This window comes from Pseudomonas sp. MD195_PC81_125 (assembly GCF_014060985.1).
Taxonomy (GTDB): domain Bacteria; phylum Pseudomonadota; class Gammaproteobacteria; order Pseudomonadales; family Pseudomonadaceae; genus Aquipseudomonas; species Aquipseudomonas parakoreensis.
Genome location: NZ_JABULD010000265.1, coordinates 24798 through 38105, shown reverse-complemented (window position 1 = coordinate 38105; position 13308 = coordinate 24798). Strand labels below are relative to the sequence as shown.

General features: G+C 61.7%; 13 protein-coding genes and 3 pseudogenes. 12 read left to right on the top strand and 4 right to left on the bottom strand.

Going from position 1 to position 13308, the window contains the following annotated elements:
• Positions 1-35 precede the first annotated feature (35 nt).
• From trxA to HT737_RS11945, 3 genes are all read right to left on the bottom strand, one after another.
• Entirely contained in the window at positions 36-908 is an 873-nt protein-coding gene (gene trxA, locus HT737_RS11955) for a thioredoxin (RefSeq protein ID WP_041074494.1), read from the bottom strand.
• A gap of 198 nt (positions 909-1106) precedes the next feature.
• Entirely contained in the window at positions 1107-1760 is a 654-nt protein-coding gene (locus HT737_RS11950) for a methyltransferase (protein WP_182402642.1), read from the bottom strand.
• Complete coding sequence (locus tag HT737_RS11945) at positions 1757-2221, bottom strand: YbaY family lipoprotein (protein WP_182402640.1); 465 nt, start codon at positions 2219-2221, stop codon at positions 1757-1759. Before HT737_RS11945 ends, HT737_RS11950 begins: the two co-directional genes overlap by 4 nt.
• 127 nt (positions 2222-2348) lie before the next feature.
• Between HT737_RS11945 and nrdR the strand changes: the two genes are divergently transcribed.
• The 12 genes and pseudogenes from nrdR to HT737_RS11885 all read left to right on the top strand — a co-directional run bounded on the left by nrdR (position 2349) and on the right by HT737_RS11885 (position 11299).
• Entirely contained in the window at positions 2349-2813 is a 465-nt protein-coding gene (gene nrdR, locus HT737_RS11940) for a transcriptional regulator NrdR (RefSeq protein WP_003228656.1), read from the top strand.
• Complete coding sequence (gene ribD / locus HT737_RS11935) at positions 2810-3943, top strand: bifunctional diaminohydroxyphosphoribosylaminopyrimidine deaminase/5-amino-6-(5-phosphoribosylamino)uracil reductase RibD (RefSeq protein ID WP_182402638.1); 1134 nt, start codon at positions 2810-2812, stop codon at positions 3941-3943. Before nrdR ends, ribD begins: the two co-directional genes overlap by 4 nt.
• A 47-nt stretch (positions 3944-3990) precedes the next feature.
• A complete protein-coding gene (locus HT737_RS11930) occupies positions 3991-4653 on the top strand; it encodes a riboflavin synthase (RefSeq protein WP_007955571.1) in 663 nt (220 codons plus the stop codon).
• Positions 4654-4669: 16 nt separating this feature from the next.
• A complete protein-coding gene (gene ribBA, locus HT737_RS11925; RefSeq protein ID WP_007966103.1) occupies positions 4670-5761 on the top strand; it encodes a bifunctional 3,4-dihydroxy-2-butanone-4-phosphate synthase/GTP cyclohydrolase II in 1092 nt (363 codons plus the stop codon).
• A 235-nt stretch (positions 5762-5996) separates the two neighbouring features.
• Complete coding sequence (gene ribE, locus HT737_RS11920) at positions 5997-6473, top strand: 6,7-dimethyl-8-ribityllumazine synthase (protein WP_003228649.1); 477 nt, start codon at positions 5997-5999, stop codon at positions 6471-6473.
• Positions 6470-6970, top strand: coding sequence for a transcription antitermination factor NusB (gene nusB, locus HT737_RS11915; RefSeq protein WP_041074513.1), 501 nt, complete (start codon positions 6470-6472; stop codon positions 6968-6970). The genes ribE and nusB overlap by 4 nt, the downstream gene beginning before the upstream one ends.
• A 17-nt stretch (positions 6971-6987) precedes the next feature.
• Positions 6988-7955: pseudogene (thiL, locus tag HT737_RS11910) on the top strand (thiamine-phosphate kinase).
• Positions 7952-8455, top strand: a complete 504-nt coding sequence (locus HT737_RS11905) for a phosphatidylglycerophosphatase A (RefSeq protein WP_003228639.1) — start codon at positions 7952-7954, stop codon at positions 8453-8455. Before thiL ends, HT737_RS11905 begins: the two are co-directional and overlap by 4 nt.
• Positions 8456-8489: 34 nt before the next feature.
• Positions 8490-9227, top strand: coding sequence for an ABC transporter substrate-binding protein (locus HT737_RS11900; RefSeq protein ID WP_131671525.1), 738 nt, complete (start codon positions 8490-8492; stop codon positions 9225-9227).
• A 237-nt stretch (positions 9228-9464) separates the two neighbouring features.
• Positions 9465-10082: a GTP cyclohydrolase II gene (ribA, locus tag HT737_RS11895; RefSeq protein ID WP_027612931.1), complete on the top strand. Its 618-nt coding sequence runs from the start codon at positions 9465-9467 to the stop codon at positions 10080-10082.
• Positions 10079-10498: an MFS transporter gene (locus HT737_RS11890; RefSeq protein ID WP_182402636.1), complete on the top strand. Its 420-nt coding sequence runs from the start codon at positions 10079-10081 to the stop codon at positions 10496-10498. The genes ribA and HT737_RS11890 overlap by 4 nt, the downstream gene beginning before the upstream one ends.
• Positions 10498-11299 (top strand): annotated as a pseudogene (locus tag HT737_RS11885) (cobalamin-binding protein). Before HT737_RS11890 ends, HT737_RS11885 begins: the two are co-directional and overlap by 1 nt.
• Before the next feature lie 114 nt (positions 11300-11413).
• Here the strand turns inward: HT737_RS11885 and HT737_RS11880 are convergent.
• Positions 11414-13299, bottom strand: a pseudogene (locus HT737_RS11880) (TonB-dependent receptor domain-containing protein).
• Between the last annotated feature and the right edge of the window lie 9 nt (positions 13300-13308).

The following is a 13308-nucleotide window of genomic DNA, read 5'->3' as shown; positions in this document are numbered from 1 at the left end:
CTGTAGGAGCTGCCGAAGGCTGCGATCTTTTGATCTTAATAAAGTGCAGCAAACACCTTACGGCGGTAAGCAGTCACCAGCGGATGATCATTGCCCAACAGTTCGAACACCTGCAGCAAGGTCTTGTGCGGCAGGCCTTCACCGTAGCTGCGGTTACGGATGAACAGCTTGAGCAAGGCCTCCAGCGCCGCTTCGTATTGCTGACGCGCCAGTTGCTGGATGGCCAGTTGATACACCGCTTCGTCGTCCTGCGGGTTCTGTGCAAGGCGCGCCTTGAGGTCGGCGGCATCCGGCAGGTCGCGGGCCAGGCCAAGGAATTTGATCTGCGCTTTGGCGCCGGCCAGTGCAGCCTTGTGCTCATCGCTCTTGACTGCGTCGAGCACGGTTTGCGCCTCACCCAGTTCGCCGCGTTCGGTCAGGCAGCGGGCGTAGAGGATCAGCGCTTTGGCGTTGCTGTTGTCTTCGGTGAGCATCACCACCAGTGCGGCTTCTGCTTCCGCGTAACGACCTTCATCGAACAGTGCCTGAGCCTGTTCGAACGGATCGGCGGCGGCCGGCGGCGGCATCTGCACATGCGGTTCGAGCAGGGCACGCACGGCGGATTCCGGCTGCGCACCGGCAAAACCGTCGACCGGTTGGCCGTCCTTGAACAGCACCACGGTCGGCAGGCTGCGAATGCCGAAGCGGGCGACGATGTCCTGTTCGATGTCACAGTTGACCTTGGCCAGCAGCAGTTCGCCCTGATAGCTCTCGGCAATCCCTTGCAGCATCGGCATCAACGCCTTGCACGGCGCACACCATTCGGCCCAGAAATCCACCAGCACCGGTTTGTTGAAAGAAGCTTCGATCACCGACTGGTCGAAATCGGCAGTCGTGGCGTCGAAGATGTACGGCGTTTGCTGACTCATGGGGGATCTCGTAAAAGCGTGGATGGGGCAACTATACGGCTTGGCGGGGTGTGGCCGGAAGCGGGGCAGATTTGAGAGGTGTACCGCTAGGCAGGACGCCATCGCTGGCAAGCCAGCTCCCACAGGATTCTGTGTCGTAGAAGAAATGTTGGTTCGACTCGGTCACTGTGGGAGCGGGCTTGCCCGCGATGCTTTTGGTTAGCGCCGCGCATGGTAAAGACTGACATGTCTGAACTCTTCCGGCTCCGCCAGATCCGGCAAGGTCATCGCCTCAAGCATTTCAATGCGCTCATACAACGGATGACGAAAATCCCGAACCCGCGAATCTGCTACCAGCGCCTCGCGGCCACGGCTCAGAAACGCGTCGAGCAGCGGCAGGTTCTCGCGGTCGTAGAGCACGTCCGCCACCAGAATCAGGTCGAAGCGATCAGCCTCGGCAAAGAAGTCCGTCGAATAACTCATCTGCACATCATTGAGTTCAGCGTTGGCCCGACACGCAGCAATCGCCAGCGGATCCAGATCACAGGCCACCACTTCCAACGCCCCGGCCTTGACTGCCGCAATCGCGGCGATCCCGGAGCCGGCGCCGAAATCCAGCACCCGCTTGCCACGCACCCACTCGGGGAACTCCGCGAGATAACGCGCCACCGCCAGGCCGCTGGCCCAGCAGAAACTCCAGTAGGGCGGTTCGTGAAGGATGCGCCGGGTTTCATCCGGGCTGAATTCACGGTCCATGTTGTCGCCGTCGATCAGCCACAACTGCAAATCGGTGCCGGGCAACACACAGGCCTTGAGCCGCGCATCACCGAGCAATTCACCCAGCGCCTGTTGCAGGTCGAGCGGTACGGTCATGGTGCTTTGACAAATTGCAGTTGGCCCAGCGCCTGTGTGGTCGGCTGGGTGATGGTTTGTGACGGCAGGTGCAGGATCAACTGGCCCGACTGCGTGGCACGACCGCGCAGTTCAACCCGTGCGCCAGCCGGAAAGGCTTCCGGATTGAAGCGCAGGCGAAACGGCAGGATCTGGTTGTTGCCAATCAGGCTGGAACTGGCGAGCAATTGTTGCGGACGCGATTTTTCATCGATCACCAGCAGCGCCAGTTCGACTTCGGCCCCGGCCGGTACCCCTTGCAAGGTGCCGCTCAGTTCCCGTTGATAGGCCGGCAGCGGACCCAGCTCGGCGGCTTCCTTGGCTTTTTTCTGCGCCTGTTGCGGCGCCGGGCCTGGTGTTGGCGGCTGCGGCTTGGGTTTGTCGCTGCCGCAGGCCACCAGCAGGGCGAAAAGACTGAGCAAAACGAGCGGTCGTAGCGACATTGGCAGCTCCAGAAAATGAAATCCGTGGATCAAACGATCATGGCAGTCTGTATACCGCAAACCCTATGGCTTGTCTTGCCACCGGGATGCGCTACCATGGCCCTCCCTTTTTTTGTTGCCAGCCACCATGCACTGTCCCTTCTGCGGTGCCAACGACACCAAGGTCATCGACTCGCGTCTGGTCGCCGAGGGCGAACAGGTGCGCCGCCGGCGTGAATGCCTGGCCTGCGGCGAACGTTTCACGACATTCGAGACGGCCGAACTGGTGTTGCCGCGCCTGATCAAAACCGACGGCAGCCGCCAACCGTTCGACGAAGAAAAACTCCGCGCCGGCATGCAACGCGCGCTGGAGAAACGTCCGGTGAGCGTCGAGCGTCTCGAATCCTCCCTGGTCCACATCAAGCACAAGCTGCGCGCCACCGGCGAGCGCGAGGTCAAATCCCTCGTGGTCGGCGAACTGGTGATGGCCGAGCTGCAAAAGCTTGATGAAGTCGCCTATATCCGTTTCGCTTCGGTATACCGACGCTTTCAGGACCTCAACGAATTCCGCGAAGAGATCGACCGCCTCGCCCGCGAACCGGTGAAAGAATGACCAGCGCCGCCGAGCAGGCGATCCTTGACGCCCGTTTCATGGCCCGCGCGCTGGAACTGGCGCGCAAGGGCCACTACACCACCCATCCCAATCCCCGGGTTGGCTGCGTGATCGTCAAGGACGGGCAGATTGTCGGCGAAGGCTTTCACGAGCGTGCCGGCGAACCCCACGCTGAAGTCCACGCCTTGCGCGCAGCCGGTGAGCTGGCCCGGGGCGCCACGGCTTACGTGACCCTTGAGCCGTGCAGCCACCATGGCCGCACGCCGCCGTGCGCCGATGCGCTGGTAAATGCCGGAGTTGCCCGGGTGGTCGCCGCGATGCGCGATCCGAATCCGCAGGTCGCCGGACGTGGCTTGCAGCGCCTGGCCGATGCCGGCATCGCCACCGAAAGCGGCGTGCTGGAAGCTGAAGCACGTCAACTCAATCAAGGTTTTCTGAAACGCATGGAACACGGCTTGCCGTTCGTGCGGGTCAAGCTGGCCATGAGTCTCGACGGTCGTACGGCGATGGACAGTGGCGAAAGCCAATGGATCACCGGCCCAGCGGCGCGTTCCGCCGTGCAGCGTCTGCGCGCGCAGGCTGCTGTGGTGCTGACCGGGGCCGACACCGTGCTGGCCGACGGTGCGCGCCTGACCGTGCGCGCCGACGAACTGGGTCTGGATGCCGAGCAAACGGCACAGGCCATGAGCCGTCCGCCGCTGCGGGTGCTGATCGACGGGCGCCTGCGGGTGCCGCTGGATGCGCCATTCTTCAAGGCCGGCCCGGCGCTGGTCGCCACCTGCATGGCGGTCGAAGAGCAATACGCCAATGGCCCGGAATGCCTGATTGTGCCGGGTGATGACGGTCAGGTCGATCTGCATCAACTGCTCATCGAACTGGCCAACCGCGGCGTCAACGAAGTGCTGGTCGAGGCCGGCCCGCGTCTGGCCGGCGCGTTCGCGCAGCGCGGTCTGGTCGACGAGTTCGTGATCTTCATCGCCGGCAAGTTTCTCGGTTCCACGGCGCGGCCGCTGCTGGACTGGCCGCTGGCCTATATGAAGGACGCTCCGGAGCTGAAAATCACTGAAATCCGCGCGGTTGGCGATGACTGGCGAGTCACTGCGACGCCAGTCGTTTCGGCGAGCGTATAATTCCCGGCCATCGCCTTAGCGCTGGCTTCGTTCTCAAGGAGAACCCCATGTTTACCGGCATCATCGAATCCATCGGCAGTATCCGTGCACTGACCCCCAAGGGCGGTGATGTGCGGGTGCATGTCGAAACCGGCAAGCTCGACCTGAGCGACGTCAAACTCGGCGACAGCATCGCCGTCAACGGCGTGTGCCTGACCGCGGTTGAATTGCCGGGCAACGGTTTTGCTGCTGACGTCAGCCGCGAAACCCTCGATTGCACCGCGATGAATGACCTGAAAAGCGGCAGCCCGGTCAATCTGGAAAAAGCCCTGACCCCGACCACCCGCCTCGGCGGGCATCTGGTCAGCGGTCACGTCGACGGTGTCGGCGAAGTGGTGTCGCGCAGTGACAATGCCCGCGCCGTGGAATTTCGCATTCGTGCGCCGAAAGAGCTGGCCAAGTACATCGCCCATAAAGGCTCGATCACCGTCGACGGCACCAGCCTGACCGTGAACGCGGTGGATGGCGCCGAATTCCTGCTGACGATCATTCCGCACACCCTGAGCGAAACCATCATGGCTTCCTACAAGCCAGGCCGCCGGGTGAACCTGGAAGTCGATTTGCTGGCGCGTTATCTGGAGCGTTTGCTGTTGGGCGACAAGGCTGCAGAGCCGACGTCCGGTGGTATCACTGAAAGCTTTCTGGCCGCCAACGGCTACCTCAAATCCTGACTGAAGGGGGTGCCTTGTGGCGCTCAATAGCATCGAAGAACTGGTTGAAGACATCCGCCAAGGCAAGATGGTCATCCTCATGGATGACGAAGACCGCGAGAACGAAGGCGACCTGATCATGGCCGCCGAATGCTGCAAGGCCGAGCACATCAACTTCATGGCCAAGCACGCCCGTGGCCTGATCTGCATGCCGATGAGCCGCGAGCGCTGCGAGCTGTTGAAGCTGCCGCTGATGGCGCCGCGCAACGGTTCCGGTTTCGGCACCAAGTTCACTGTGTCGATCGAAGCCGCCGAAGGCGTCACCACCGGTATCTCCGCCGCCGACCGTGCGCGCACCGTGCAAGCGGCTGCGGCCAAAGATGCCAAGGCTGAAGACATCGTCAGCCCGGGCCACATCTTCCCGCTGATGGCCCAGGCCGGCGGTACGCTGGCCCGTGCCGGCCACACCGAAGCCGCCTGCGACCTGGCGCGCATGGCCGGTTTCGAGCCAAGCGGGGTGATCTGCGAAGTGATGAACGACGACGGCACCATGTCCCGTCGCGCCGAGCTGGAAGCGTTTGCCGCCGAACACAACATCAAGATCGGCACCATCGCCGACCTGATTCATTACCGGATGATCCACGAACGTACCGTTCAGCGGATTGCCGAGCAGCCGCTGGACAGCGAACTGGGCCAATTCAACCTGGTGACCTATCGTGATTCGGTAGAAGGCGACGTGCACATGGCGCTCACGCTGGGCACCGTTTGCGCCGAGGAACCGACCCTGGTTCGCGTGCACAACATGGACCCGCTGCGCGACCTGCTGATGGTCAAGCAACCTGGCCGCTGGAGCCTCCGTGCCGCGATGGCTGCGGTGGCCGAGGCCGGCAGCGGTGTGGTGCTGTTGCTCGGGCACCCGCTTGATGGCGACGTGCTGCTGGCGCACATCCGCGAAACTGCTGATCAGGCGGCGGTGAAAAAACCGACCACCTACAGCATCGTCGGTGCCGGTTCGCAGATCCTGCGTGACCTCGGTGTGCGCAAAATGCGCCTGATGTCGGCGCCAATGAAATTTAATGCGATATCCGGTTTCGATCTGGAAGTTGTAGAATACGTGCCCTCCGAATAATGACCCGGTGAATTCGGCATTGTTGATGTAGATCCTTGTGGTGAGGGGATTCATCCCCGACGGGCTGCGTAGCGGCCCTATTTGGTTGGGACTGCTGCGCAGTCCATCGGGGATGAATCCCCTCGCCACAGGGTGTAGTCGAACAGCAATGCGGTGTTTCCGGTCATGAATTTGTGGCTAATATCACTGAGGGATGCGTACGAGACGCGTCCCGGCTCTTTAAGAGATCTGACGAATGACCCTGAAGACCATCGAAGGTACCTTCATCGCCCCTAAAGGCCGCTACGCTCTGGTAGTGGGCCGTTTCAACAGCTTCGTGGTTGAAAGCCTGGTCAGCGGTGCAGTTGATGCCCTGGTTCGCCACGGCGTGAGCGAAAGCGACATCACCATCATCCGCGCACCTGGCGCCTTCGAAATCCCGCTGGTTGCGCAGAAAGTCGCCCAGAAAGGCGAATTCGCAGCCATCATCGCCCTCGGCGCGGTCATTCGTGGCGGCACTCCGCACTTCGAATACGTGGCAGGCGAGTGCACCAAGGGTCTGGCCCAGGTGTCCATGGAGTTCGGCGTACCGGTCGCGTTCGGCGTCCTGACCGTTGATTCCATCGAGCAAGCCATCGAACGTTCCGGCACCAAGGCCGGCAACAAAGGTGCTGAAGCTGCCCTGTCCGCTCTGGAAATGGTCAGCCTGCTGGCGCAGTTGGAGGCCAAGTGATTAGCGACGATAGCGATCGTTTCAACCCGCGCGATCCGAAACCTGCGGATGCCGGCAAGCCATCGAAGAGCGCCAAGCGCCGCGAAGCTCGTCAGCTCGCGACTCAGGCCCTGTATCAGTGGCACATGGCCCGGCAATCGCTGAACGAGATCGAAGCGCAGTTTCGCGTTGATAACGATTTCACCGATGTCGATGGCGCCTACTTCCGCGAGATTCTGCACGGGGTTCCGCAGTTCAAGAGCGAAATCGACACCGCGCTCAAGCCGTGCCTGGACATCGAAATCGAAGAGCTGGACCCGGTTGAACTGGCGGTTCTGCGCCTGTCCACCTGGGAACTGCTCAAGCGCGTCGACGTGCCGTATCGTGTGGTCATCAACGAAGGTATCGAGCTGGCGAAAGTCTTCGGTTCGACCGATGGCCACAAGTTCGTCAACGGCGTGCTCGACAAGCTGGCTCCGCGCCTGCGTGAAGCTGAAGTGAAGGCATTCAAGCGCTGATACGCGCTTGAGACCTCATGGGCGAGTTTGAGCTGATCCGCAATTTCTTCGCCGCCGCGCCTTGTGCGCAGGGCGGCGAGGGCGTTGCTCTGGGGATCGGCGATGACTGCGCCCTTGCTGGCGGTTCCCCCCGGGGAACAGCTGGCGATTTCCACCGATACGCTGGTGGCCGGCGTGCATTTCGCCGATCCCTGCGATCCGTTTCTGCTCGGTCAGCGCTCGCTGGCCGTCGCGGTCAGCGACCTGGCCGCCATGGGCGCCACGCCCGTTGCCTTTACCCTTGCCCTGACTGTGCCGACGGTGACCGCCGATTGGCTGCAAGCCTACGCCCGCGGTTTGAACCGCATGGCGCAGAGCTGCGGCATCGCGCTGGTCGGCGGTGACACCACGCGGGGGGCCGCTGAGCCTGACGGTGACCGTATTCGGCCGCGTTCCGGTCGGGCAGGCCTTGACCCGCAGCGGCGCACAACCGGGCGATCTGCTCTGTGTTGGCGGTGAGCTGGGCAATGCCGCGGGGGCGTTGCCGTTGGTGCTTGGCCAGCGCGAGGCCGAAGCAGATATCGCCCAGACGTTGCTCGATCATTACTGGTCGCCGCAACCGCAACTGGCGCTCGGTCAGGCCTTGCGTGGCAAGGCCACATCGGCCCTGGACATCTCTGACGGCCTGCTCGCCGATTGCGGACATATCGCTCTGGCCTCGGGGGTTCGACTCGAAGTTGAACGCGAGCGCGTACCGTTGTCCGATGCTTTAGTGGCGTTTCTCGGTCAGCGCGGTGCCGAACGCGCGGCGTTGAGCGGCGGCGACGACTATGTGCTGGCCTTCACGCTACCGTCCGTCGAGTTGCCGGCGCTGCTGGCCGATGGTTGGCCGATCCATGTGATCGGGCGTGTGGCGCAGGGCCAGGGTGTGGTGCTGCTGGATCGCGAAGGCCACGATATCACCCCGCAAATCCGCGGTTATCAACATTTTCAGGAGACACCGTGACAGATCACCCGAAACAGGTTCCGGCCGAATTCGTTCCGCCGTCGGTCTGGCGCAATCCCTGGCATTTCCTCGCGTTTGGCTTTGGCTCCGGCACCTTGCCGAAAGCACCGGGCACGTGGGGTTCGTTAGTTGCGCTACCCTTTATCCCGTTGTGGCAGATGCTGCCCGACTGGGGTTACTGGCTGATGCTCGGGATCACCATGCTGTTCGGCTTCTGGCTGTGCGGCAAGGTTGCCGACGATCTGCGGGTGCACGACCACGAAGGCATCGTCTGGGATGAAATGGTCGGGATGTGGATCACCCTGTGGCTGGTGCCGGAAGGCTGGTACTGGTTGCTTGCGGGATTCCTGATGTTCCGCTTCTTCGACATTCTCAAGCCATGGCCGATCCGCTGGATCGACCGGCATGTCCACGGCGGCGTCGGCATCATGCTCGACGACGTGCTGGCCGGCGTGTTCGCCTGGCTGGCGATGCAGGGACTGGTGTGGATTTTCGCCTGATCCGTATCGTCAGGGTTAAGTGAGGAAACGAGGGATGGCTCGACGCTGGCTGGCGCTTGTGTTTTTGACCTTGCTGGGCACTGTTGCCAGTGCGCAGGAAGCTGCGCCGACGCCCGCGGTCATCCATCTGGCCAGCGAAGACTGGGAAGACTACACCGCCGCCGACGGCCACGGCCTGGGCTGGGACGTGCTGCGCAAGGTGTTCGAACCGGCCGGGGTGAAGCTCGACATCCGCACTGAACCCTATACGCGCTCCGTAGGTCTGGCCGAGCGCGGTGAAGTCGATGCCTGCGTCGGTTCGTATAAAAACGAGGCCAGCGACCTGCTATACCCGCGCTGGAACTTCGACACCGATCACATCTACGCCCTGGGCCTGGCGAGCAATCCGTCACCGACCCCGGAGACCCTCGGCAACTATCGCCTGGCGTGGGTACGTGGTTACGACTATCAGGATTATTTGCCCAATGTGCGCAACTACAATGAGGTCGTGCGGCGTACCGGGATCCTGTCGATGCTCACCCACAACCGCGCTGACTATTACATCGATGCCTTGACCGAAATCGATTATGTGATCGGCCGGGCCAAGGATCCGACGCAGTTTCGCAAGACGCATATCGCCGAATTGCCGCTCTACCTGTGCTTCGCCGACACGCCGCAAGCTCGCACACTGTTGGCGCTGTTCGACAGGCGCATGGAGCAACTGGTCAAGAGCGGGGAGCTGAAGCCGGTTTTCGAGCAGTGGAAGCAGCCGTATCCGTTTGAGACGCCCTGATGCGAACCCCTGTAGGCGCTGCGGCACGCTGCGATCTTTTGATCTTGAACCAATGCAACCCGTCAAAAAGATCGCAGCCTCGTTTTACTCGACAGCTCCTGCAGGGATCCCGGTTGTCCGAGGAGTCATCAAACATTTTGATCGTTATGCCCGATAATTCAGCCTAAGCGTCTGCAGGAACCTGCTGTTACAATGCCGGCCTGCGAATCTTCAGACTTTTAGATCAGGAGCACACCGGTGCCTGTCGTTTTTGTCGCCGCTTCCAAGCTGCCAACGCCTTTTGCACAATTCACCATGCACGGTTTTCTCGATGAGGCCACCGGCCGCGAGCACGTTGTGCTGAGCCTGGGTGATTTCGCCGACGGTGCCCCGGTGCTCGGCCGGTTGCACTCCGAGTGCCTGACCGGTGACGCGCTGTTCAGCCAGCGCTGCGACTGCGGCTCGCAACTCGAAGCGGCACTCAAGGCCATCGCCCGTGAAGGCCGTGGCGTGCTGCTGTACCTGCGTCAGGAAGGTCGCGGCATCGGTCTGCTGAACAAGATCCGCGCCTACGAGTTGCAAGACGGCGGCGCCGACACCGTTGAAGCCAACGAACGTCTGGGGTTTGCCGCCGATCAGCGTGACTACGCCATGTGCCTGCCGATGCTCGAGCATCTGGGCGTGAAGTCGCTGCGTCTGATGACCAACAACCCGCGCAAGGTCAAAGCCCTGACCGACATGGGCATCGTCGTTGCCGAGCGTGTGCCGCTGCACACCGGACACAACCCGCACAACAAACTGTACCTGGCAACCAAGGCCAGCAAGCTCGACCACATGATGGGCAACGAGCATCAGGGCGAGGTAGACCGCGCGTGACCCGCGGTCAGGTGCGACGCCGCCTGGCGGTCGACTGGTGGAAATACCTGGCGTTGGCATTGCTGCCGCTGTTTGTCCTGAACCTGCTGTTCGGTCAGGGCGAGGGCATTGTGCCGGTGCTGACCATGCCATTGTTCATCGCCGGCGTTGCGTCGATGTTTGTCAGTCTGAAGTTCTTCGGGCGCTACAAACACGCGCTGATCGCCACGCAGAAAGCCCTCGACACCCCTGATGAACCGACGGCCTGGATTGCTTTGGCCACCCAGCGCCGTATTGCATTGCTCGCGGCATCGTTGCCGGCATGGATCGGTGCGCTGTCGGTGTTCGTCGGTCTTGAAGCCGTACCGCTGATGTTGCTGGCGCTGTCCACGGCCGTGCTGTTCTACCTCTACCGTATCCCGCGTCAACTCGGCTGATGCGCCGCCTGTGGCTGGCGGTTCTGCTGCTGGCCTGCGCCGGCCCGGTGCTGGCGAGTCTGCGGGTGGTCAGCCTCGCGCCTTCGCTGTCGGAAATCGTCGTTGAGCTGGATTCGGCTGACCTGCTGGTGGGCGTACTCGATGCTGGCGAGCGTCCTGCGGAACTCAAGGATGTCCCGTCAGTGGGCCACTACGGTCAGCTGGACATGGAACGCCTGCTCAGCCTGACGCCTGATTTGTTGTTGCTGTGGCCCGGCAGCGTCGGCCCGGCGCAACGCGATCAACTCAAACGCCTGAATATCCCGACTTACGTCGCCGAACCGCACAGTCTCGAACAACTTTCTGCACAGATCGAAGCTATTGCCGCGCAACTAGGCCGGCCTGAGCGCGGAGTGAAACTGGCGGCAGACCTGCGCAAAGAAAGTCGATGACCTGCGCCAGCGCTATCGTCGCGACACGCCGCTGAACGTGTTTTATCAAGTCTGGGACAAACCGCTGTACACCGTCGGTGGCGGGCAGATCATCAGCGATGCGCTTGAGGTGTGTGGCGCACGCAATGTGTTTGCCGACCTGAGTGTGCCGGCGCCGCAGGTGAGTATCGAGGCAGTGTTACAGCGCGATCCGCAGGTGATTCTGGCCGGTGATCAGGCCCAGCTTGATGCGTGGAAAGCCTGGCCGCAGGTAGCAGCAGTGAAGCAGGGGAAACTACTGTTGATTACCGATAAAGGCCTTGAGCGCCCAAGCGGCCAAATGATCGATGCCACCGCCAGGCTCTGCCAACTCATTCAGCCACACCGCTGACCCCTGTAGGAGCTGCCGAAGGCTGCAATCTTTTGATCTTGCTTGTGGCTGACTTGGAGTCGCTGAGAATCAAGATCAAAAAGATCGCAGCCTTCGGCAGCTCCTACAGGGAGTTCAGTTAAGTCCTGGAGTCCAGGTGACCCCAAACATCCAGACTCGACCCTCCTCGCGATAGCCATACTGGCTGCCGTCATAGCTGTAATTCGCCCGACTGTAGCCTTTGTCGAAAACGTTATCGACCTTCAGATCCAGCGTGATCTCGCGGTTCAGCGCCCAACTGCTGCGCAAGCCGAACAAGGCGTAGCCACCCAGCGGGTTTTCATTTTTCAGGTCGTCATAACTGTTGCTGACAGCCTGCCAGTTCGCACCGACGCCGATCTGGTCAAACTGCCGATCCAAATCCCAGCTCAATGTGCGCCGCGCACGACGCGCCAGAGTGTGCCCGGTATCACGATCGCGCGGGTCGATAATCGCCACACCGAGATTGCTCTGCCAGCCGAACAGTTCCTGTTTCAGCGCGGCTTCGAAACCATTGATCCGCGCCGAGGCCACGTTCTCCGGGCGCGAGTTGCTGCCGAAGATGATCGCGTCTTGCAGATCCGTGCGGTAGATCGACGCTTCCAGCCGACTGCTATCGCCCAACTGACTGCGCCATTGCAGTTCGTAGCTTTTCGAGGTTTCCGGTTTCAGATCCGGGTTGCTGAAGTCCGGGTAGTACAGGTCGTTGAAGGTCGGCGCGCGGAAGCCTTCGCTGTAGCTCAGCAGCAGGTCGTTGTCCGGGTTCAGCGGCAGGGTAAAGGTGCCGCTCCATGTGTTCTGGCTGCCAAATTGCTGATTATCGTCGTGACGCAGACCCAGTTCTGTGGAGAAGCTGTCGGCCTGATAGCGATGCTGAATGAACGCGGCGCGATTCCAGCGGCTGTCTTCGTTGAATGCGGTGCTGCTGTTGACCCGGTCCTCGTACCAGTCGCCGCCGAGGATCAGGCTGTTGCGCGCATCCAGAGTCAGGTCGTTCTGCCAGTTCACCGAGTCGCGATAGGTATTGAACACCGTGCGCTCGTCGCTGAGCTTGTCGAAGGTTTTCTCGCGGTTCTCGCTGTGACCGAATTCGACGCGGGTTTTCCAGGTTTCGTTGACTCGGGCATCGACGTAGCTGCTGACACTGCTGACGTTGAAGTCGCTGTAGGGCTGCTGTTGCACCGATTCGAAGGTGGACGTATCGAAGCGGCCAAACGGGTTGTCAAACTCGCTCTTGCCACGGTTATCCAGCAGGTTGGCGCCGACTTCAATGTCATCGGTCAGCGCATGGCTGAGGCTCAGGCTGACGGATTTATTGCGATAGGCATCATGATCGCCGTCGCTGGGATAGGACTCGTGAGTGCGGTCGAGACCGGCGGTGTCATCGAGCTGGCGCCAAGGTTGAAGCGGGTCTTCTCGTCGCCACCGGACAGGCCGAGGCTGCGTTCCCCGGTCTGGTTACTGCCGAAGCCGACGTGCAGACGTGGTTGCAGGCCTTGCTCGTTGCCGCGCCGGGTGAAGATCTGAATCACCCCGCCAATCGCATCGCTGCCGTAAATCACCGAACGCGAACCGCGCAGCACTTCCACGCGTTCGATCTGGTCGATGTTCAGATGCTGCAGATTGCTGTCGCCGGAGGTCGAACTGCCGATGCGCTGGCCATCGACCAGCACCAGACTTTGCGCCGACTGGGTGCCGCGAATATAGATCCCCGGCAGACTGCCGCGCCCGCCGGCCTGCGCCACCTGCACGCCCGGCACCCGTTGCAGCAGGTCGGTGACGCTGCCCGGTTGCAGGCGGTCGATGTCTTCGCGGGTGAACACCGTGTTGGCGGCGCTGCTGTCGTTGCGCGCTTCGACCTGGCGGTTGGCGCTGATCAGCGTGTCCGGCAGTTTCAGGGCCTGATCGCGTTCGAAGGTGTCGGCGAGAGTGCTGGCGGTCGGTAACAGGAAGAAGGGCAGGGCGAGGCGCGAGAGGTTCATGGACGTTCC

Coding starts and splice junctions, on each gene's coding strand:
- trxA (WP_041074494.1), bottom strand. CDS start 908: ATGAGTCAGCAAACGCCGTACATCTTCGACGCCACGACTGCCGATTTC.
- HT737_RS11950 (WP_182402642.1), bottom strand. CDS start 1,760: ATGACCGTACCGCTCGACCTGCAACAGGCGCTGGGTGAATTGCTCGGT.
- HT737_RS11945 (WP_182402640.1), bottom strand. CDS start 2,221: ATGTCGCTACGACCGCTCGTTTTGCTCAGTCTTTTCGCCCTGCTGGTG.
- nrdR (WP_003228656.1), top strand. CDS start 2,349: ATGCACTGTCCCTTCTGCGGTGCCAACGACACCAAGGTCATCGACTCG.
- ribD (WP_182402638.1), top strand. CDS start 2,810: ATGACCAGCGCCGCCGAGCAGGCGATCCTTGACGCCCGTTTCATGGCC.
- HT737_RS11930 (WP_007955571.1), top strand. CDS start 3,991: ATGTTTACCGGCATCATCGAATCCATCGGCAGTATCCGTGCACTGACC.
- ribE (WP_003228649.1), top strand. CDS start 5,997: ATGACCCTGAAGACCATCGAAGGTACCTTCATCGCCCCTAAAGGCCGC.
- HT737_RS11900 (WP_131671525.1), top strand. CDS start 8,490: ATGGCTCGACGCTGGCTGGCGCTTGTGTTTTTGACCTTGCTGGGCACT.